Origin of the sequence: Flavobacterium proteolyticum (genome assembly GCF_015223105.1) — a bacterium.
GTDB lineage: Bacteria > Bacteroidota > Bacteroidia > Flavobacteriales > Flavobacteriaceae > Flavobacterium > Flavobacterium proteolyticum.
In genome coordinates this window covers 15,908-35,411 of sequence record NZ_JADFTZ010000008.1, presented here as the reverse complement: position 1 = coordinate 35,411, position 19,504 = coordinate 15,908, and the positions used below count along the sequence as shown (strand labels likewise).

Annotated in this window: 21 protein-coding genes; 18 read left to right on the top strand and 3 right to left on the bottom strand. The window is 33.3% G+C overall.

Features of this window, described 5'->3' with window-relative positions; all coding sequences use genetic code 11:
* Positions 1 to 4: 4 nt before the first annotated feature.
* The 15 genes from IM755_RS12580 to IM755_RS12510 all read left to right on the top strand — a co-directional run bounded on the left by IM755_RS12580 (position 5) and on the right by IM755_RS12510 (position 13,487).
* Positions 5 to 1,771 carry a nitric oxide reductase activation protein NorD gene (locus IM755_RS12580; RefSeq protein ID WP_194097418.1) on the top strand — a complete coding sequence of 589 codons (1,767 nt, stop codon included), beginning with the start codon at positions 5 to 7 and terminating at the stop codon, positions 1,769 to 1,771.
* 1 nt (position 1,772) lies between these two features.
* Positions 1,773 to 2,744 (top strand): DUF438 domain-containing protein, encoded by a 972-nt coding sequence (locus IM755_RS12575; protein ID WP_194097416.1) that lies wholly within the window; start codon positions 1,773 to 1,775, stop codon positions 2,742 to 2,744.
* Between the two features lie 11 nt (positions 2,745 to 2,755).
* Positions 2,756 to 3,418: a carbonic anhydrase gene (locus IM755_RS12570; RefSeq protein WP_051604450.1), complete on the top strand. Its 663-nt coding sequence runs from the start codon at positions 2,756 to 2,758 to the stop codon at positions 3,416 to 3,418.
* Complete coding sequence (locus IM755_RS12565) at positions 3,415 to 3,984, top strand: cytochrome c oxidase subunit 3 (RefSeq protein ID WP_194097414.1); 570 nt, start codon at positions 3,415 to 3,417, stop codon at positions 3,982 to 3,984. The genes IM755_RS12570 and IM755_RS12565 overlap by 4 nt, the downstream gene beginning before the upstream one ends.
* A gap of 10 nt (positions 3,985 to 3,994) precedes the next feature.
* A complete protein-coding gene (locus IM755_RS12560) occupies positions 3,995 to 4,234 on the top strand; it encodes a cytochrome C oxidase subunit IV family protein (RefSeq protein ID WP_194097411.1) in 240 nt (79 codons plus the stop codon).
* A 121-nt stretch (positions 4,235 to 4,355) separates the two neighbouring features.
* On the top strand, positions 4,356 to 6,146 hold the full coding sequence (locus IM755_RS12555; RefSeq protein ID WP_194097409.1) for a hypothetical protein: 1,791 nt from the start codon (positions 4,356 to 4,358) through the stop codon (positions 6,144 to 6,146).
* Positions 6,147 to 6,348: 202 nt separating this feature from the next.
* Positions 6,349 to 6,831 (top strand): c-type cytochrome, encoded by a 483-nt coding sequence (locus IM755_RS12550; RefSeq protein ID WP_194097407.1) that lies wholly within the window; start codon positions 6,349 to 6,351, stop codon positions 6,829 to 6,831.
* Between the two features lie 61 nt (positions 6,832 to 6,892).
* Complete coding sequence (gene nosZ / locus IM755_RS12545) at positions 6,893 to 8,872, top strand: Sec-dependent nitrous-oxide reductase (RefSeq protein ID WP_194097405.1); 1,980 nt, start codon at positions 6,893 to 6,895, stop codon at positions 8,870 to 8,872.
* 53 nt (positions 8,873 to 8,925) lie between these two features.
* A complete protein-coding gene (locus IM755_RS12540; RefSeq protein ID WP_194097403.1) occupies positions 8,926 to 9,519 on the top strand; it encodes a hypothetical protein in 594 nt (197 codons plus the stop codon).
* Positions 9,520 to 9,521: 2 nt separating this feature from the next.
* Positions 9,522 to 9,947 (top strand): nitrous oxide reductase accessory protein NosL, encoded by a 426-nt coding sequence (locus tag IM755_RS12535; RefSeq protein WP_194097401.1) that lies wholly within the window; start codon positions 9,522 to 9,524, stop codon positions 9,945 to 9,947.
* On the top strand, positions 9,947 to 11,179 hold the full coding sequence (locus tag IM755_RS12530; RefSeq protein WP_194097399.1) for a nitrous oxide reductase family maturation protein NosD: 1,233 nt from the start codon (positions 9,947 to 9,949) through the stop codon (positions 11,177 to 11,179). Before IM755_RS12535 ends, IM755_RS12530 begins: the two co-directional genes overlap by 1 nt.
* A complete protein-coding gene (locus tag IM755_RS12525; RefSeq protein WP_194097397.1) occupies positions 11,176 to 11,898 on the top strand; it encodes an ABC transporter ATP-binding protein in 723 nt (240 codons plus the stop codon). Before IM755_RS12530 ends, IM755_RS12525 begins: the two co-directional genes overlap by 4 nt.
* A complete protein-coding gene (locus IM755_RS12520) occupies positions 11,882 to 12,649 on the top strand; it encodes an ABC transporter permease subunit (RefSeq protein ID WP_194097395.1) in 768 nt (255 codons plus the stop codon). The genes IM755_RS12525 and IM755_RS12520 overlap by 17 nt, the downstream gene beginning before the upstream one ends.
* Before the next feature lie 23 nt (positions 12,650 to 12,672).
* The gene (locus tag IM755_RS12515) at positions 12,673 to 13,044 is read left to right on the top strand and encodes a group III truncated hemoglobin (protein ID WP_111567259.1); all 372 of its coding nucleotides are present in this window, start codon (positions 12,673 to 12,675) and stop codon (positions 13,042 to 13,044) included.
* Positions 13,044 to 13,487 carry a copper resistance protein CopD gene (locus tag IM755_RS12510; protein ID WP_026726055.1) on the top strand — a complete coding sequence of 148 codons (444 nt, stop codon included), beginning with the start codon at positions 13,044 to 13,046 and terminating at the stop codon, positions 13,485 to 13,487. The genes IM755_RS12515 and IM755_RS12510 overlap by 1 nt, the downstream gene beginning before the upstream one ends.
* A 68-nt stretch (positions 13,488 to 13,555) precedes the next feature.
* Here IM755_RS12510 and IM755_RS12505 read toward each other — a convergent pair whose 3' ends face one another.
* From IM755_RS12505 to IM755_RS12495, 3 genes are all read right to left on the bottom strand, one after another.
* Positions 13,556 to 14,110, bottom strand: coding sequence for a fasciclin domain-containing protein (locus tag IM755_RS12505; protein WP_194097393.1), 555 nt, complete (start codon positions 14,108 to 14,110; stop codon positions 13,556 to 13,558).
* A gap of 79 nt (positions 14,111 to 14,189) precedes the next feature.
* Entirely contained in the window at positions 14,190 to 15,407 is a 1,218-nt protein-coding gene (locus IM755_RS12500) for a hypothetical protein (protein ID WP_194097391.1), read from the bottom strand.
* The gene (locus IM755_RS12495; protein ID WP_194097389.1) at positions 15,407 to 15,994 is read right to left on the bottom strand and encodes a Crp/Fnr family transcriptional regulator; all 588 of its coding nucleotides are present in this window, start codon (positions 15,992 to 15,994) and stop codon (positions 15,407 to 15,409) included. The genes IM755_RS12500 and IM755_RS12495 overlap by 1 nt, the downstream gene beginning before the upstream one ends.
* A gap of 121 nt (positions 15,995 to 16,115) precedes the next feature.
* Here IM755_RS12495 and IM755_RS12490 point away from each other — a divergent pair, with 121 nt between their 5' ends.
* The 3 genes from IM755_RS12490 (at position 16,116) to IM755_RS12480 (ending at position 19,500) form a co-directional block, all read left to right on the top strand.
* Positions 16,116 to 16,490 (top strand): hypothetical protein, encoded by a 375-nt coding sequence (locus tag IM755_RS12490; protein ID WP_228063946.1) that lies wholly within the window; start codon positions 16,116 to 16,118, stop codon positions 16,488 to 16,490.
* Between the two features lie 117 nt (positions 16,491 to 16,607).
* Positions 16,608 to 17,453: a hypothetical protein gene (locus IM755_RS12485; protein ID WP_194097387.1), complete on the top strand. Its 846-nt coding sequence runs from the start codon at positions 16,608 to 16,610 to the stop codon at positions 17,451 to 17,453.
* Positions 17,454 to 17,514: 61 nt separating this feature from the next.
* Entirely contained in the window at positions 17,515 to 19,500 is a 1,986-nt protein-coding gene (locus tag IM755_RS12480) for a TonB-dependent receptor plug domain-containing protein (protein WP_194097385.1), read from the top strand.
* Positions 19,501 to 19,504 lie beyond the last annotated feature (4 nt).

Sequence of the window (19,504 nt, the reverse complement as noted above, 5' to 3'; positions counted from 1 at the left end):
AGTTATGGGCTTAGAATTAGACGAAATTATCTATAAAAAAGTACTCAAGTACTTTAAAAATAAACGACTCAATGATGCCGAAATTCTGAGCCGTCAAATCAACTTATCTGATATCAAACCGCGATTGACTCTTTTTGCGAGAGCGATTTGTGGTGCGCCAATCGAAATTTTTCCAGCCGAACGAGAAGGCGGTTACAAAAACAAAAACTTTTTTCTTCCAATAAATTGTTCGCTTTTCCCAACAAAAGAAGAAAATCTGAAATTCTATTTTTTCAGAACGGTGTATTTGAGTATTCAAAAACAACTGAATTTGAATTGGGATAACCAAGATAATTCACCAGAACTTTCTTTGGAAAAAGCCTTTGAAACAGCGCCATTAGTCATTGGAAAAATGTTTGAAAATTATCCATCCATGCAAGAGTTTTATTATGATGCGGTGCCAAAATTACCCGTTAATAAAAAAGACCAATCCATTGATTACTCTTGGTTGTATGGAAAATGGATGAAAAACACACCCGAAATTGAAGACCAAAATGTATTGCAAAATTTCGATGACAATACTAAGAAAATAAAAAATAATGTCGTAGCCGAAACTACGCTTCATGCGAAAGCTGTTGAAGAAATAGAATCACTTACTATCGACAAAAAACAACAAGAAGATTATGTGTTAATGCACAGTTTCGAGAAAATTGAAACCGCAGAAGAATTCAACGGAAATTGGCGCGATTTTGATGGAAAAGACGACTTAAAAGACCATCAAGAAGCCTTGGAAGAAATGAACATGAAGTTTACGGTTCGTGTGGATGATATGGTACATTCTGTATATCAAGCCGATTTTGTTGAAAATACTTCCATTGCCGAAAGTGCTGAGGTTGATGAAAAAGGGTTTCATTTAAAATATGACGAATGGGATTTTAAAAAACGAAATTACTTGACTAATTTCTGTAAAGTGTATCCAAAAACCCAACTCAAAACTCACGCGACTTATTATAAAAATACGATGGCGAAGTACAAAACCACTTTAAATGGTTTACGAAAAATGCTTACCAGCGTAAATAATAAAATGCAACAACAACGAAGACAATTACAAGGTGACGCTTTCGATTTAGACGCGTTAACCGATTTATATACCGACATTCATTCTGGAAAATCGCCAGACGAACGCATTTATTTATCGCAAAGAAAGAAAAACAAAGACATTGCGATTTTGGTTTTGTTAGACATTAGTCTTTCAAGTGATGGTTATGCCGCTGGAAATCGAGTGATTGATGTAGAAAAAGAAGTTTCTATTTTATTTGGCGAAATACTACATGAGTTCGACATCGATTTTGCGATTGATGGATTTTATTCCAAAACCAGAAATTTCACAACTTATCTCACTTTGAAAGATTTCAACGAAAGTTGGAACAAAGCCAAACATAAAATCGGAGCTGTTGAGCCTAATGGTTATACTCGAATTGGTCCCGCATTACGTCACGCTGGCGCACGAATGGATCAATTGGATGCCAAAAACAAATGGATTATCGTGCTTTCCGATGGAAAACCAAACGATTACGATAAATACGAAGGACAACACGGAATTCAAGACATCAAACAAGCGTTGCGAGAACTGAACGAACGAAAAATCAATTCGTATGCTTTAGCCATCGAAGCGCAAGCCAAATATTATTTACCGCAAATGTTCGGTCAAAATCATTATCAAATATTAACCTCTCCCGAAGCTTTACTAAAATCATTGGTAAAACTTTATGAGAAAATCAAACACCAATAAAATGGCAATATCAGAAACACATACAAACGTGATTGAAGGACATCCCATTCATACTTATTTCGTAGAAACCGATTTGATTCTTCAATTATTGGAAGAATTGAATAGCATAAATCCAAAAGAGGAATTTCAGAAATTTTACAATGTATTCAATCATTTAGCAACTGTTGAAAAACGTTTTGAACGAAAAGAAAATCAATTATTTCCGTTTTTAGAACAAAAAGGTTGGACAGGACCTTCTCGCAATATGTGGTCGTTTCACGATACCATTAGAGAAATGTTTCGCATTGTTAGAAAAAATTTAGAAGACCAAGATTTCACTTCAGCCAAGCATAATACCAATTTAATCTCTCAAAATTTATATCGATTACTAGAAGTAGAAGAAAACGTGTTGTTTCCAAATGCTTTAGAAATGCTATCAGAAGAGGATTGGATTAAAATGCGAAAAGGAGAAGACGAAATTGGTTGGATGTTATCAGAAGCGCCACCAAAATTCCCCAAAGAATCAGAATACATTCATCCTTCTCAAGATACAGAACGCAGAACCGATGTGGTTTTCAACGAAAATGCAGCGCATTATGATGAAGGTTTCATGACAATTGAACAAGTAAACTTACTTTTCAAAACGTTACCCATCGATTTAACTTATGTTGATGAAAACGATAAAGTAATTTTCTACAATCGAGGCGAAGAACGCGTGTTTCCAAGAAGTGCCGGAATTATTGGTAGAGAAGTTCGTTTTTGTCATCCGCCTAAAAGTGTGGATACCGTTTTGCAAATTTTAGAAGCGTTTAGAAAAGGCGAGCAAAACGAAGCTTCTTTCTGGATTAACTACAAAGAACGTCTGATTTACATTCGCTATTTTGCAGTTAGAGATACTCAAAAAAGATATAAAGGCGTAATCGAAATGTCACAAGATATTACAGATATCAAACAAATTAACGGCGAAAAACGATTGTTAGAATGGAATAATTAATAGAAAGAGTTATGAGAATTATAGGTACGATTTTATTCAGCATTTTTATCATCTTTATTTTTTCGTGTGAAACTGTCGAGCATCATCATGTTCCAAAAACGGCAAATGAAGCTTTGAGAGAATTGATGGAAGGAAACCAGCGTTATGTTAATAATGTACCGATGCATCATGATTTCATTGATGAAGCTCACTATTCTGAAAAAGACCAACATCCGCACACTTTTGTGTTGTCTTGTATCGATTCTCGTGTGCCGCCAGAAATTGTTTTTGACCAAGGAATTGGAAATTTATTTGTTGCTCGGGTAGCAGGAAATATCGAAGATCCAAACATTTTAGGAAGTATGGAATATGCCGTTAAAGTAAAAGGAACAAAATTGTTGGTTGTGTTAGGACATTCCAATTGTGGTGCGGTTCAAGGTGCAATTGATAATGTGAATTTAGGACATTTAACACAATTAACCAATCAAATAAAAGTGGCATTTAGTCATCATAGAACGTATCCATTACCCGAACATTTATCAGATGAAACAGGTCGATTAAACGTGCTATCCACCATAGATCACATTCTCTCTTCGAGCAAAATTATTAGAGATTTGGTCCATCAAAAGAAAATAAAAATAGTAGGAACATTTTACGATTTACACACAGGTAAAGTTGAATTATTACAATCATGAACAATACAAAATCAATATATTATCCGCCAGGAGGCATTTTAATTTGGATTATTATTTATTTGGAACTCATCACTTTCGGAATGGCGATTTTAGCATTAGCTTATTACGGTTCAGAAGAACGCGAATTGTTTCACAACAGTAGTTTAAAACTGAATAAAACAATTGGAACTATAAACACGATTTTGTTGTTAACCAGCGGATTTTTTGTAGCCAAAGGAATCTATTTTTTTAAAGCCGCTAACATCAAAAAAGCGTTGTTTTATTTCAATTGGGCAATGCTTGGAGGTTTCGGATTCTTGGTTCTAAAATCATTTGAATATTACGAAAAATTAGAAGCCGGATTGCACATGGATTACAATTCGTTTTTTAGATTTTATTGGTTATTAACGGGTTTTCATTTTATACATGTTTTGGTGGGATTAGTAATTTTATTAGTAATTACATTTTCCATCAAGAAAAAACAAACCAAAGCATCCTTTGAAGACATTGAAGCTAGTGCCAGTTTTTGGCACATGTGCGATTTAATTTGGTTGCTTTTATTCCCAGTACTTTATTTACTTTTTTAAATGTAAGATCATGAAAGACACTATTTCTTCTACGTTTATTTTGTTGTTGGCACTGACTATAATTGCTGCTTTTTTAGCATTAAATGTAAGTGCAGAAATTATGGCAACAACGGTTGTGACTTTGGCTTTAATTAAGTTTTGGTTGGTAGCTTTTCAGTTTATGGAATTAAAAAAAGCGCATCCTTTTTGGAAATATTTGATATTAGGTTTTGGTGGTTTAATGGGAATTATTTTAGTGATTTTACTTTAAATTCTACCAATTTTCAAAGCATGATAATAATCATATATTAATCTGAAGGATTGTATTTTATTTGTCACTATTTATTTTGTTAAGAGATAAATGGAATGCAAAAATTAACCAAGAAAACAATATGACTTTACAAAAAAACGTACACACTTTTCACATTCCTATTATGGGATTGGCGTTCACTATTGATAGCCCAGTGCGAGTGGCGCAATACGGAATTGATTCTGTAATTTCGATTATGGATGACGATTTAATTGAAAAAATGACCGCTTTTTATGCCGAAAAATTCAAGCAACCTTATGAAGAAATTTCACAAAAAGTAGAAGATTTTAGAGCCAAAAGAATCACCAATTATTTGAATTTACTCGATACAGTTGTTACTCAAAAATTCGAAAGTTTCAAATCGGAATTGATTGAAAAAAGAACACAATTAGAAGATTTTATCTCCATTTTGCCAACAACTTCCGAATTAAAAATCAAATTAGAACATTTAATTGATTCAGGAAAAAACAATATGATGGAATTAAAATCGATTCTTGACCATCATTTTGCAGCAGGAAGCATCGATGTGAATATCATGACGAAAATCGACAAAGATAATTTTAATGATGACGAACAATTACCAGTAATGTACAACGATGCGCATGCAGCTTTAAGGGGTTTTGTAAACAGTACCACAAATTCATCCGTAGTTTTTTCTGCTGGAATGAATCCAAGATTGTACAGTTACATGGAAACTTTCGATGCTTTTTATCCCAATGCAAACGGACAATTTCAGAAGAAAATCATTTTGAAAGTGAGTGATTTTCGCTCGGCGATGATTCAAGGAAATTTTCTAGCTAAAAAAGGACTTTGGGTTTCCGAATATCGAATTGAATCAGGTTTAAATTGCGGCGGACACGCGTTCGCAACAGATGGTTTTTTATTAGGTCCAATTCTAGAAGAATTCAAAAAAAAGAAAGGCGAGTTGATTCAATCGGCCTATTCGCTATTTACAAATGCTTTAGCATCAAAAAATAAAATAGTTCCAAACGAACCTCCTGTTTTAAAAATCACTGTGCAAGGTGGAGTAGGAACAGCAGAAGAACATCAGTTTTTATTAGACCATTATCAAGTAGATGCTGTGGGTTGGGGTTCACCGTTTCTTTTGGTTCCAGAAGCTACTTCAGTTGATGCTGAAACTAGAAAATTATTGGCTGATGCTAAAGAAAAAGATTTGTATTTGAGTAATATTTCACCGCTTGGAGTTCCGTTCAACACAATTAAAGGAATGACGAATGATTTCTTTAAAAGCCAACGCATCGCTTCGGGAAAAGCTGGAAGTTCTTGTCCAAAGAAATATTTAGCGTTAAGTAAAGAATACAAAAAAGAAGGCACTTGTACCGCTTCAAAAAAACATCAAGACAAGAAATTGGAAGAATTAGAAGCAAAACGTGATTTCATTTCGTTCGAAACTTACACGAAAGAATACAATTCAATCACAGAAAAATCATGTTTGTGCGTGGGATTAGCAAATGCAAGTCATATCGAATTAGGAATTCCAATCAAAGGTCAAGCGCAAGGTGTTGTGGTTTGTCCTGGCCCAAACATGGCTTATTTTTCTAGAGAATTTTCATTAAAAGAAATGATTCAACACATTTACGGCAAAAAAGAAATCGAAAATCATGTCGATAGACCTAATATGTTTGTGAAAGAATTGGGCTTGTATGTTTTGTATTTGTCCAATCAAATAAATGAAGCTTTCGAGATAACTCCCCAACAAATAAAAAAATGGGAGACATTTAAAGCGAATCTTTTAAACGGAATTGAGTATTACAAATCGATTTTCCAAGAAAAGAATTCAAATATTCAAAATGATATTACCAAATTAGAATCGCAATTAAACAAATTAGAATTTAATACAATTTCTGTTTAAAATATAATTACTTAATAATGAGGGTTATTTAATTTTATAAGTAGGTTTTTGCAAAAGGCTGTTTCCATTTTTTGGAAACAGCCTTTTTTGTTCAACAATTGTTAATAATAAAGACAAAAATATCCTTTTTTATGATTGTAATCATACTTTTAAAGCGCTCAATTTCAGAAATTTGTAGTAATAATTTTAATATTAAAATATCATGAACAAATCAATTTTACTTGTTTTATCTCTTGCTTTAGCTGTAGCATGTGGTAAAAAAGAAGCATCTGCTGAAGATAATTATCAGCCTGGTGGAGGTGAAGCAACAACAGAAGCTGCCGCTGATCCGGCTTCGTATGATCCAAAACGTGGTGAAGGAAAATACGACACAGTTGAATTAGGTGCAACATTAGATCAAGCTATGGCTACAAAAGGGGAAGAAGTAGCAGGTGTAAAATGTGCATCATGTCACAAAACAACAGATGAAAAATTAGTAGGGCCAGGATGGAAAGGTGTAACTGAAAGAAGAACACCACAATGGATTATGAACTTCATTACTAATCCTGATCCAATGATTGACAAAGATCCTGAAGTACAAGCGCAATTGGAAATTTGTTTAGTTCGTATGCCTAACCAAGGTGTTTCTGATGACGAAGCTAGAGGAATTCTTGAGTATATGCGTAAAAATGACGGTGTGAAATAAACATAAAAGGGTATTGTGTTAAGTGAAAGTAATACGATACCTTAATTTAACTACATATATCATGAAAAATAAATTTGTACAGGCAGTTTTAGTAATTGCCCTAGGAAGTGCTTTGGTGACTTCCTGTAAACCAAAAAGCTCAGGAGATGCTGTAAGTGGCGATGCTGCTGAGAAGGCGTATGTTGCACCAGGAAAATACGATGAGTTTTACAATTTCGTTTCAGGTGGTTTTAGTGGACAATTAAGTGTTTACGGATTACCAAGCGGACGTTTATTCCGAGTTATTCCTGTATTTTCGGTTGACCCAGAAAAAGGTTGGGGATACAGCGAAGAAACAAAACCAATGTTGAATACCTCTCACGGATTTGTGCCTTGGGATGATTTACATCACACTGAAATGTCTCAAACTAACGGTGAAGTCGATGGTCGTTGGGTTTTTGGGAATGCTAATAATACCCCGCGTATTGCTAGAATTGATTTAAAAACATTCAAAACAGCTGAAATTATCGAACTTCCGAACAGTGGAGGTAATCACTCTTCTCCATTCATTACTGAAAATACAGAATATGTGGTAGCGGGTACTCGTTTTAGTGTTCCTGCCGATTATTCTAATGGAGATGTTCCAATCAATACTTATAAAGAGAATTACAAAGGACATATCAGTTTTGTAAGTGTTGATAAAAAATCGGGAGAAATGGATTTGGCTTTCCAAATTGTAACTCCGGGTGTAAATTTTGACCTTTCTCACGCTGGTAAAGGAAAATCGCACGGATGGTTCTTCTTCTCGTGCTACAACACAGAACAAGCCAACACATTGTTAGAAGTAAATGCTTCTCAAAAAGATAAAGACTTTATCATGGCAGTGAACTGGAAAAAAGCGGAAGAATATATCAAAGCTGGAAAAGGTAAAAAACAAAAAGTGAAATATGCGCATAACACTTGGGATGAGCATACGCACTCTGCAAAATCTACTATGAAAGATGAAGTATTGGTTTTAGATGCTTCTGAATTAAAAGATATTTGTTATATGATTCCTTGTCCAAAATCGCCTCACGGATGTGATGTTGATCCAACAGGTGAATTTATCGTAGGTTCTGGTAAATTAGCAGCTTTAATTCCTGTATTTAGTTTTGATAAATTACAATCAGCTATCAAAGGGAAAAAATTTGAAGGCGACTATGGAGGAATACCAGTTGTGAAATATGAAGCAGCTTTACATGGTGAAGTTCAAAAACCAGGTTTAGGTCCATTACACACTGAATTTGACGGAAAAGGAAATGCTTACACCACTTTCTTCGTTTCTTCTGAAGTGGTGAAATGGGATATTAAAACGTTAAAAGTATTAGATCGTGTTCCAACATATTACTCAGTAGGTCACTTATGTATTCCTGGAGGAGATAGTAAAAAACCATTTGGAAAATACTTAGTTGCTTATAACAAAATTACAAAAGACCGTTATTTACCAACAGGTCCTGAGTTAGCGCAATCAGCACAAATATTTGATATTAGTGGAGATAAAATGAAGCTAATTTTAGATTTCCCAACCATTGGAGAGCCGCATTATGCACAAGCAGCTCCGGCAGATTTAATTCGAAACAATGGGCAGTTGAAATTCTATAAATTAGATGATAACAAGCATCCTTATGCTGCAAAAGGCGAAAAAGAAGCCAAAGTGGTTAGAGAAGGAAACAAAGTGCATGTGTACATGACCTCTATCCGATCTCACTTTGCTCCTGATAATATTGAAGGAGTCAAATTAGGTGATGAAGTATATTTCCACGTAACCAACTTAGAACAAGATTGGGATGTACCACACGGATTTGCTGTGAAAGGTGCTAATAATGGTGAATTATTAATCATGCCTGGAGAAACTACTACATTAAAATGGGTTCCAGATAGAGTAGGAACGTTCCCATTCTACTGTACTGACTTCTGTAGTGCGTTACACCAAGAAATGCAAGGATATATTAGAGTATCTCCAAAAGGGTCAAATGTTCCATTACAATTTAGTTTAGGAACAAACGTACCAGCTACAAAATAAATTTTTAACAAAAGGGGCAAAGTAACTTTTGTCCCTTTTTTAAACTCAATTGTATGGAAACTACAAAACTTGCTTTAGTTTCAAAAATCCTTTTATTTATTATTGCAGGATTATTTATAAGTTCTTTATTTGTGCCTATGTGGCAAATCGATTTAGATGCGCCTCAATATCCTGAAGGATTGGTTTTAAAATTACATGCTAATAAAATTGGTGGTGACGTAGAAATCATTAACGGTTTAAATCACTACATCGGAATGGCAACTTTGCATACCGAGAATTTTATCGAATTCAAAATCTTGCCTTATATTGTTGGTGCTTTTTCATTAATTTCTATTGCCTTAATTTTTATCAATAACAGAAAATTCGTACTAGCATTTTTCGGAACCTTTATACTTTTCGTTATCTTAGCTGGACTAGATTTTTACCGCTGGAATTACGAATACGGACACAATTTAGATCCGAATGCCGCTATTAAAGTGCCTGGAATGGCCTATCAACCTCCATTAATTGGATACAAACAATTATTGAATTTTGGAGCCTATTCCGTTCCTGATATTGGAGGATGGTATTTAATTGCAGCTGGTGTCATGTTATTTTACATTGTATTTAAAGAATTCAATTTATTCAAAAGAAAACAAACTATTTAGTTATGAAAAAGATTGTACTTTTATTTTCGTCGCTTTTTATGATTGCTTGTGTTTCAAACGAACCGAGACCTATCAAATTGAATGTAGATTCTTGTGAATTCTGCAAAATGACCATTTCAAACGGAAAATTTGGAGCTGAGTTATTAACTAAAAAAGGACGTTACTACAAGTTTGACGATTTGTCTTGTATGATGCACTATACGAAAGAAAATACGAATGTTCAAGTGCAATCTTTCTTTGTAAACGATTACGCAAAAGATAATACTCTAATTCCAGCCGAGCAATGTTTTTATTTGCATGGAGGTTCGATTAATTCTCCAATGCGAGGTAATTTTGCCGCTTTTGCATCCGATAAAGACCAAGATGATTTTCAAAAGCAACTTAATGCCAAAACGTTAACTTGGGAACAAGTTTTCACAATGTATTAATGAAAAAAATTAGTTTCATAGTATTCCTATTGTTTTTTTCAATTGGGAAAGCAGCTACTATTCAGGTAGGTCCCAACTTTCCAGTGAAGAAAATCAAGCAAGCCCTTGCATTAGCAAAAGATGGCGATACGATTCTTGTACATTCGGGCATCTATAAAGAGGGAACGATTTTAATCAATAAAAAGATTTACTTTATTGGTAAGAACTTCCCTGTTTTAGATGGCCAGAATAAAAAAGAAGTATTATCTATCAATGCCAATGATGTGGTGGTAAAAGGATTTAAAGTAATTAATTCGGGTCACGCTGCTTTAAATGATCCTTGTGGAATTCGCGTTTACGATAAAAATAATGTCACAATTCAAGGGAATATTCTCGATAATAACTTCTTCGGAATTTATCTTCAAAACAGTAACAATTGTATCGTAAAAAATAATATTGTCAGAGCTTACGGTAAAGCCGAGCAGTTAATCGGAAACGGAATTCACTGTTGGAAAAGCAATAATTTACAAATCATCGGAAATAAAATTACAGGTCATCGTGACGGCATTTATTTCGAATTTGTAACGCAATCTGTAATTTGGAGAAACATCTCTAACAATAACGTTCGTTACGGATTGCATTTCATGTTTTCCAATGATGATGCTTACATAACCAATGTTTTCAAGAACAATGGAGCAGGAGTAGCCGTAATGTTTACCAAAAACGTGAAAATGTTTAATAATTATTTTGAGGAAAATTGGGGCGATTCGGCTTACGGATTATTGCTAAAAGAAATTTCGGATAGTTATATTTTTAATAATCGTTTTGCTCGAAATACCTCAGGAATTTACATGGAAGGAACTTCTCGAATTAAAGTTGAAAAAAACAGTTTCGAATCGAACGGTTGGGGTATGAAAATCCAAGCGAGTTGTATGGAAAACGAAATCGTAAACAATAATTTTCTAAAAAACACTTTCGATATCAGTACCAATGGAAGTTTGGTTTTAAATACGTTCAATGAAAATTATTGGGACAAATACGAAGGCTACGATTTGGACAAAGATGGAATGGGAGATGTTCCGTATCATCCACTGAGTTTATTTGCCGTGCTTACCGAAAATACGCCTTCTTCTATGTTGTTATATCGAAGTTTTATGATTACACTGTTAGATAAGTCTGAAAAAGTATTACCCAGTATAACACCTGATAATTTTGTAGATAATAAGCCTTTAATGAAGTCACTGCCGCTATGATTGAGATAAAAGAATTGCAGAAAAAGTTTGGAAAATTTGAAGTTTTAAAGAACATTAATCTTTCTTGTAAAAAAGGAGAATGTATCGCTTTAATTGGTCCGAATGGTTGTGGAAAAACCACTTTGATAAAATCGGTTTTAGGAATGGTATTGCCAGATTCGGGTACGATTCATTTTAATGGAAATTCCGTTTTAGGTGAGTATTTGTATCGCGAAAAAATTGGATACATGCCACAAATTGGAAGATATCCTGATAATATGACAATTGGTCAAATTATCGAAATGATTAAAAAGATTCGAAATTCATCAGATGATTTGGATGAAGATTTGTTGCACGCTTTCGAATTAGAAAAAATGTTCGACAAGCAAATGCGCACTTTATCTGGTGGAACAACCCAAAAAGTAAGTGCTGTTTTAGCTTTTCTTTTTAATCCAGATGCATTGATTTTAGACGAACCTACTGCTGGTTTAGATCCTTTAGCGGCTGAGGTTTTAAAAGAAAAAATCATAAAAGAAAAAGAAAAAGGAAAATTGATTTTGATTACGTCGCATTTACTAAGTGAATTGGACGATTTAATTACCGAAATCATTTTTATGCAAGAAGGGAAAGTACATTTTCATCAAAAAGTGGAAGAATTAAAAACGACTACTGGCGAAGAGAAGATTTCAAAAGCAATTGCTAAAATTTTAAAAAACAAACAAAATGAACCGAATCATTAAAATTATATTATCCGACATTATCCGAAACAAGATTGTTTTAGCTTACACGCTGATTTTGTCTATTTTATCTTGGAGTTCTTTTGCTTTGGAAGATAATTCGGCAAAAGGTTTACTAACGATTTTGAATGTAATTTTATTCACAGTTCCGTTAGTTTCCATTTTATTTGCTACGATTTATTTGTACAACAGTGCCGAATTTATTGAACTTTTACTAAGTCAACCCATCAAAAGAAGAAAAATTTGGTTGAGTTTATTTTTCGGATTATCCACGGCGATGGTTTTGGCGTTTTTTATTGGGGCAGGAATTCCGTTGTTAGTCAATTCGCCTGATAGTATCGGTTTTATGATGTTGCTCAATGGTTGTTTGATTTCAGTCATCTTTGTTGCATTGGCATTTTTGAGTTCGATTTTAACCCGAGATAAAGCAAAAGGAATTGGTTTAGCTATTATGATTTGGTTGTATTTCGCTCTATTATTCGACGGAATGGTTTTGTTTTTACTCTTCCAATTAGCCGAATATCCAATTGAGAATATGATGGTTGGTATCACTGCTTTTAGTCCGATTGACTTAGCTCGAATTCAAATTCTCTTGCATTTAGATGTTTCCGCCATGATGGGATATACTGGAGCTATTTTTAAAGATTTTTTTGGAACTTCAGTTGGGTTATTAGTTTCATTCGTGTTGTTGAGTTTGTGGGCGATTATTCCGTTTTTCATTTCTATGCGAAAATTCAATAAAAAAGACTTGTAATTGTTATTTAATCAAATTACAAAATGAAAACAGATATTAGAAATAGAAAGGATATTGAACTTTTAGTCGATACCTTTTATGATAAAATCAAAACCGATGCAGTTATCGGTTTTCTGTTTACCGAAATTGCCCAGGTGAATTGGGAAACTCATTTGCCTAGAATGTACGATTTTTGGGAAAACATTTTGTTCTATACCGGAAATTACAACGGAAGTCCCATGCAAGTCCACAAAGATTTACACAGTAAATGTCCTATGAATCCAGAACATTTTCAACATTGGGTAATCGTATTCACCACAACCGTTGATGAATTATTTGAAGGCGAAAAAGCCATTGAAATCAAAGAAAGAGCACTCAATATAGCCAATGTTATCATGTATAAAACGTTAGCGTAATGTATCATCATTTTTTATTAGTCATTCATTTATTGGCGGCAACCGTTTGGATTGGTGGTCATCTTATTTTGGCTACTCGCTATTTACCTGAAGCGATAAAAACTAAGGATTTAGAAAAGTTAAAAGCTTTCAAAGATAAGTTTGAACCTATCGGAATGCCTTCTTTAATTACGCTTGTGATTACCGGAATTTTAATGGCGTACGATTATGATGTTACTTTTACCAAATGGTTTTCTTTCTCAAATGGAATCGAAAAAGTAATTTCCATCAAACTTATTTTGTTTATTACTTCGTTAGCATTAGCCATTTCAGCCCAACTTTTTATTTTCCCAAAACTTACGCCTAAAAAATATCATTACGTTACGATTCTTATTGTGGTAGTGACACTTATCGCTATTTCGATGTTGATTTTAGGTTCCTTAATTCGATTAGGAGGCATATAAAATAAAAAGCGTAAACTGTTGAAGTCTACGCTTTTTACCTTTATAAAAGATGAATTAATAATTGTTTTTTATTTTGGAAGTAAAACGTCACCAATTACATGGATAATTCCGTTTGATGTTTCAATGGAAGCTACAATTTCAGAACCGTTTACGAAAGTTTTTCCGTCTTTTTTAGTGATTTTTACTTTTCCACCAAATACCATATCAAATTCTTGTCCGTCTTGCATATATTCCGCTTTTAACGAACCTACATACGTATGATAGCCTAAAATGTTTTCTAAATCGCCTTTTTTCTCAGGTTTTAATAATCCTTCTACGGTTCCAGCAGGTAATTTATCAAAAGCAGCATTAGTTGGTGCAAATACAGTAAATGGTCCAGCATTACTTAAAGATGTTACTAATCCTGCAGCTTTTACAGCGGTAACTAAAGTAGTGTGATCTTTACTTCCAATTGCTGTTTGCACAATGTTTGGATTTGATGTTGCATCCACTACATTTTCTTGTCCTCCAGATGATACTTCTGTAGTTTCAGATGTTGGTTCTGATGCCGTTTCTTCGCCTTGTTTACATCCAAATGTGATTAGTAAACTGGCTAACAATAAAGTTTTAATGGAATTTTTCATATTTGTATAATATTTATATATACAAAGTACCTGATTATCTGCTCATTATTTTATGCGTTGAATCATAAAAAATACTTTTTTATCCTTTTTTTGCAAATAAATTCGTCCATAAAATACTTGCGTAAAGTAGTATGGCAATTACAAACAAAGCTTCATTAATATTAGGAATTAAAGTATAACTTAATGATGCTATTCCTTGAATTCCTAGAACAACTTCATTCAACACAACTCCAATGCTAAATAAGACTAATCCTAAAATGGTTTTTTTATTCACGGCAATAAAATCATTCACATAAATGTAAAATAATAGAAAAAGCGAAATAATTGCCAATAAAATCAAGTGTAAATACGCAATCACAATCGGTCTAAATCCAAATGCCAACTTACTAATAGCAGGAACGGTGGAACCTAATTGTAATAAGAACTTCGCACTCAAAGCGAAACTGATAAAAGCAATCAAATATTTTAAATAGTTTGGAAGAGTAACGATGATGGATTTATTCTCTTTAAAAATAGTTTTGAATAATAAATACCAAATAACTACTTGAACAATAGCCGAAATAGCAGTTAAAATATAAATTAATAGTGGTAAATCTAACCAAAGCGTTGATAGAAAATACCCTGCAATACAGGACCAAAATAACCAAGCAAACGATTGTGAATAAATGCGATTTGAGTTTGATGTTACTTTTAAATAATCCAACAACAATCCCATGCAAGCAAAGAAAAACCAACCATTATATTGAAAATGCAAATAGTAATAAATGGAAGCTAAATATTCATTTTGATGAATGTTTTTAGTTGCCATCATATAAGCCAAAGCAAAAGTTCCTAAGGACGAAATCACATTAAAAAACAAAGCTGCTTTGAACCATTTTGTTGCTATAGAAGTTGTTTCAAGTTGTTTACAATCTTTAAAGAAAGAATATGAAAACCAATAAGAAACAAAAATAGAAAGGGTTGAAAAAGTAATCGAAATCGCACCATAACCTTGCATAATAAAGGAAATCAGCATTACATAAGAGCAAATTAAATTCCCAATTAAAACAAGATTGTATTTTTTAAATGCGATTTTATTGAGTGTGTCGTGTTTTTGTAAAAAAGAAATGAGCAACGTCATTAAAGTATGCGTAACCCAACCTGCAAAAGCAAAATGAGAATGGGAATGTTGTACACTTTTTTGGTCGAGAAGCGGAAATTCAAACAGAATTTTATAACGCATTAAAAGTCCTAATAATGCAACAAGCATCAGATTAAAAATCGAAAATCGAATCCAAAAAGTTGTTTTAAACGACATCAGTAATATAATTTGTGATTAATAATTTCCACTTTATTCGTTTTGCTCATTCTTGAAAGTTCTCGAATCACTGTTTCCACTCGTAAACCTGTAAAATTGGCAATTTCTTGTCTTGTAAACGCAACCAGTTCTCTTTTAGGACAATCTGGGTTTTTGTGAGCATTTAAAAAAGCTAAAATTCGAAACTCCGGTTTTTGATTTACAATGTCTTTTGTGGTTTTGGCTTTGGTGTGAATTCGATTTGCCATTAAATTCAAGAATTGCTTCTGAATAAAAGGATATTCCTCTAAAATCTTTAAAAACTTCTCCTTCGAAATTTTTATTATTTTGGAATCTCTAAAGGCTACGGCAGTTGAAGGATACACTTCGTCAATAAATAAAGGCGGTTCTCCAAAACTCTGACCATTTTTAAAATAGCCTTGAGTAAACTCTTTTCCTTCGTCATTGGAATTGTACATTCTTACGCAACCATCGATAATTTGATAATAAAAATTCGCTGATTCCTCTTCATGAAAAATAATTTCATTTTTCTTGTACTCTTTGGCAATAGCGCCCCAAGTAAATAATAAATCTAAATCTATCTGCATAAGGGGGTTATGTTATAGGCTTCAGTTATTTTAGATAAAGCACAAATTAATTTCAATAAAAGTAATAAAAATATGACTGAAATCATACTAAACCCTAATTTATTTCTTGTAAATTTGTCCCATGAAACAATTACTAATCATATTAACCGCGCTAATGTTCCTGAAGCCAATACTCCCGGTTTTAGAGTATGCCGTGAATTATGATTACATTGTAAACAACCTTTGTGAGAACAAATCCAAACCCGAATTAAAATGTAACGGAAAGTGTCACTTGGCAAAACAATTGGCAAAAGCTTCCGAAAGTAATTCTGAAAATTCTTCTGATAAAAAAATATCTTTCGAACATACTGAAATTGTATTTTTTCAGGAAATTCAACCTATAGAAATTAGACAAATTTATTTTTTAAATAAAACTTCTATTGGTAACAATTATTCTAACCTTTACTTTCACTTGAATGATTGTGCCTTTTTTCATCCACCCACATTTATTTCTTAATTAAATATTGGTTTTTGTTAGTTCATTTACTGAATTAACCCACTCAACTTATATCATAATTTCTCTGAAAAAATCACATTTCAGATGGAATTACAATCACTTTAATTAAAAAATATAATGAAAACTTCAATAAAATATATTGTAGCCATTTTTGCTATGGCCTTAACTTTCGTGTCTTGTTCAAACGATGATGAAACTACTGTAAATGAATTAGACGGAATTACTAAATTTAAAGAAATCACTAACGATACTCATACTATTGAATTGTATTCTCACATGGGAAGTTTAGAACAAGGATACAACGAAATTAGCTTAAGAATTAAAGACAACACCACAGATAAATACATTAAAAATGCCGAAGTGAGTTGGTCTCCATTAATGCATATGGCTATGATGACGCATTCATGTCCTTATTCAGCAGTAGAAAAAGTAACTGAAAACGGAACTTTATATGAAGGATATATCATGTTCCAAATGGCTCAGAATGATACGGAATATTGGGATTTAAAAATCGATTACACAATTAATGGAGTAGATTACACTGCTACAGATGTAATTGATGTGCCTGCTTCTGCAAAACGTAAAGTAAATACATTCACAGGTTCGGATGGTGTTAAGTATTTAGTGGCTTACATTGAGCCTCATCATCCAAAAGTAGCGCTTAACGATATGAAAGTTGGCGTTTGGAAAATGCAAAACATGATGACTTTTCCAGTTGTGGATGGTTACACCGTAAAAATCGACCCAAGAATGCCAAGCATGGGAAATCATACCTCTCCAAATAACATTCATGCGACTCAAACTTTAGCTGGTGGATTATACGATGGGAAATTATCGTTAACCATGACAGGTTATTGGAAAATTAACTTACAATTAGCTGACGCAGAAGGAACTATCTTAAAAGGAGAAGAAATCACAGAAACAGTTACTGCTAGTAGTATTTTCTTCGAAATCGAATTTTAATTTTTACTTATAAAAAAGGTCATTATGACATTATAATGACCTTTTTTAAAACTTTTATATCATGAAAAAATTAATAGTATTTTTTCTGTCACTTTCGTTTTGTTTTACTTTTAGTCAAGAAGCGGATTCTATTAAAACCAAAGAACTTAAAGAAGTTTTAGTGGTAGGAACAAAAGCAACTTTGCACGAAAAACAAACTAAAACACTTGCTACTTTAGACGAATTTCTGCAAAAATCAACCAAAGTAGATTTAATTAAAAGAGGTGCTTATGCTTGGGAACCCATCATCAACGGAATGGCAACTGAGCGAACCGTAGTTACCATCGACGGAATGCGAATCTTTGGGGCTTGTACCGATAAAATGGACCCAGTGACTTCCTATGTTGAAGTATCTAATTTATCAGAAGCTACGATTTCTTCTGGACAACAAGGCAGTTGTCATGGCAATACGATTGGAGGTTCGATCGATTTAAAAAGAAGCCAACGTCAATTTACCAATGCGGGTTGGGAATTCTTCGTGAATTCAGGTTATGAAACGAATAATCGCCAGAAAATCATAGGTTCTGCCATCAATTATGCGGATAGTTTATTTTATGTAGATACCGATGTGATGTTTCGCGATGCCGAAAATTACAAAGCAGGAAATAACAAAGAAATTCAATTTTCACAGTTCAGAAAATTGAATTTATCTGCAACTTCGGGTTACCGATTGGCGCCTAATAAAAACATTGAAGCTTCTGTAATTTTTGATAGAGCTACCGATGTTGGTTATCCTGCGTTACCAATGGATGTTTCGTTGGCGGAAGCTTTGATTACTTCAGTAAAATTCAATTACAAACCTAATTTGGAGCAAATCGATAATTGGGAAACCAAACTCTATTTCAATACGATTACGCACACTATGGACGATACAAAACGTCCTGTTGTTCCTATTCATATGGATATGCCAGGTTGGAGCGATACCTATGGTTTTTATTCCAAAGTAAATGGAAAATACAAAAAGCATCAATTTTTAGCCAATTTGAATTCGTTTTACAATCGTTCTGTTGCCGAAATGACGATGTATCCGTCTGATCCAAACGAAAACTTAATGTTTATGTACACTTGGCCTGATGTTCGTACGTTGTATGCTGGAATTTATTTGGAACATAATTTCGAAATCAATTGTCATTCTAATTTGAAATTCACCACCAATTTAGGTTTTCATAATAACAACGTTGCGAGTGATTTCGGTTTACAAAGTTTACAGATTTTCTATCCTGAAATGAAAGCGTCAAAATCTCGATTCCTAAAAAGTTTTTCTACTAATTATTTCTACAACAAAGACGGAATTTCATATGGATTCGGAATGGGGTATGGCGAACGCGCTCCATCAGTTTCAGAAGGTTATGGGTTTTATTTGTACAACAGTTTTGATGGATTTGATTACATTGGTAACCTCAATTTAAAAAACGAAAAATCATTAGAAGGAAATGCCAATATTGGTTTCAAAAATGCGAAATGGCAAACCAAAATATCAGCATCGTATTTTCACATTTACGATTATATCATCGGAATTCCTGATGCTTCGGTAGCGCCTATGACTATTGGTGCTAATGGAATAAAAGTGTATACCGCGTTAGATTATGCGACTATTTTATCTTCTGATTTTACCATAAGCTATCAATTATCAGATTTTTGGATTTGGAAAGGACAATTCGTCTATAACTTAGGAAAAGACAATGAGAATAACGGTTTGCCTTTTATGAGTCCGTTTAATTACATGACTTCTTTAGGCTTTAGACCTGGAAAATTCAGTTCGGAATTACAACTAAAAGGAAATGCCACACAAACCGAATACAACGCTTTTTATGGTGAAGACAAAACACCAGATTATGCAATTGTAAATGCTAATTTAGGTTATAAATTCACTTTTGAAAAATCAAAAATGATACTAAATACAGGTGTTGAAAACATGTTCGATGCCAATTATACTACTTACACCGATTGGAAAAATCTTCCAAGAATGGGACGAAATATCTTTATTAATTTGATGTTTCAGTTTTAAAAAT

Excerpts from the sequence above, each read along its gene's own strand:
- IM755_RS12560 (WP_194097411.1), top strand. The coding sequence starts at position 3,995 with ATGAAAGACACTATTTCTTCTACGTTTATTTTGTTGTTGGCACTGACT.
- IM755_RS12570 (WP_051604450.1), top strand. The coding sequence starts at position 2,756 with ATGAGAATTATAGGTACGATTTTATTCAGCATTTTTATCATCTTTATT.
- IM755_RS12555 (WP_194097409.1), top strand. The coding sequence starts at position 4,356 with ATGACTTTACAAAAAAACGTACACACTTTTCACATTCCTATTATGGGA.
- IM755_RS12525 (WP_194097397.1), top strand. The coding sequence starts at position 11,176 with ATGATTGAGATAAAAGAATTGCAGAAAAAGTTTGGAAAATTTGAAGTT.
- IM755_RS12550 (WP_194097407.1), top strand. The coding sequence starts at position 6,349 with ATGAACAAATCAATTTTACTTGTTTTATCTCTTGCTTTAGCTGTAGCA.
- IM755_RS12565 (WP_194097414.1), top strand. The coding sequence starts at position 3,415 with ATGAACAATACAAAATCAATATATTATCCGCCAGGAGGCATTTTAATT.
- IM755_RS12520 (WP_194097395.1), top strand. The coding sequence starts at position 11,882 with ATGAACCGAATCATTAAAATTATATTATCCGACATTATCCGAAACAAG.
- IM755_RS12530 (WP_194097399.1), top strand. The coding sequence starts at position 9,947 with ATGAAAAAAATTAGTTTCATAGTATTCCTATTGTTTTTTTCAATTGGG.
- IM755_RS12495 (WP_194097389.1), bottom strand. The coding sequence starts at position 15,994 with ATGCAGATAGATTTAGATTTATTATTTACTTGGGGCGCTATTGCCAAA.
- IM755_RS12535 (WP_194097401.1), top strand. The coding sequence starts at position 9,522 with ATGAAAAAGATTGTACTTTTATTTTCGTCGCTTTTTATGATTGCTTGT.
- IM755_RS12540 (WP_194097403.1), top strand. The coding sequence starts at position 8,926 with ATGGAAACTACAAAACTTGCTTTAGTTTCAAAAATCCTTTTATTTATT.
- IM755_RS12575 (WP_194097416.1), top strand. The coding sequence starts at position 1,773 with ATGGCAATATCAGAAACACATACAAACGTGATTGAAGGACATCCCATT.
- IM755_RS12490 (WP_228063946.1), top strand. The coding sequence starts at position 16,116 with ATGAAACAATTACTAATCATATTAACCGCGCTAATGTTCCTGAAGCCA.
- IM755_RS12510 (WP_026726055.1), top strand. The coding sequence starts at position 13,044 with ATGTATCATCATTTTTTATTAGTCATTCATTTATTGGCGGCAACCGTT.
- IM755_RS12505 (WP_194097393.1), bottom strand. The coding sequence starts at position 14,110 with ATGAAAAATTCCATTAAAACTTTATTGTTAGCCAGTTTACTAATCACA.
- nosZ (WP_194097405.1), top strand. The coding sequence starts at position 6,893 with ATGAAAAATAAATTTGTACAGGCAGTTTTAGTAATTGCCCTAGGAAGT.
- IM755_RS12515 (WP_111567259.1), top strand. The coding sequence starts at position 12,673 with ATGAAAACAGATATTAGAAATAGAAAGGATATTGAACTTTTAGTCGAT.
- IM755_RS12580 (WP_194097418.1), top strand. The coding sequence starts at position 5 with ATGGGCTTAGAATTAGACGAAATTATCTATAAAAAAGTACTCAAGTAC.
- IM755_RS12500 (WP_194097391.1), bottom strand. The coding sequence starts at position 15,407 with ATGTCGTTTAAAACAACTTTTTGGATTCGATTTTCGATTTTTAATCTG.
- IM755_RS12480 (WP_194097385.1), top strand. The coding sequence starts at position 17,515 with ATGAAAAAATTAATAGTATTTTTTCTGTCACTTTCGTTTTGTTTTACT.
- IM755_RS12485 (WP_194097387.1), top strand. The coding sequence starts at position 16,608 with ATGAAAACTTCAATAAAATATATTGTAGCCATTTTTGCTATGGCCTTA.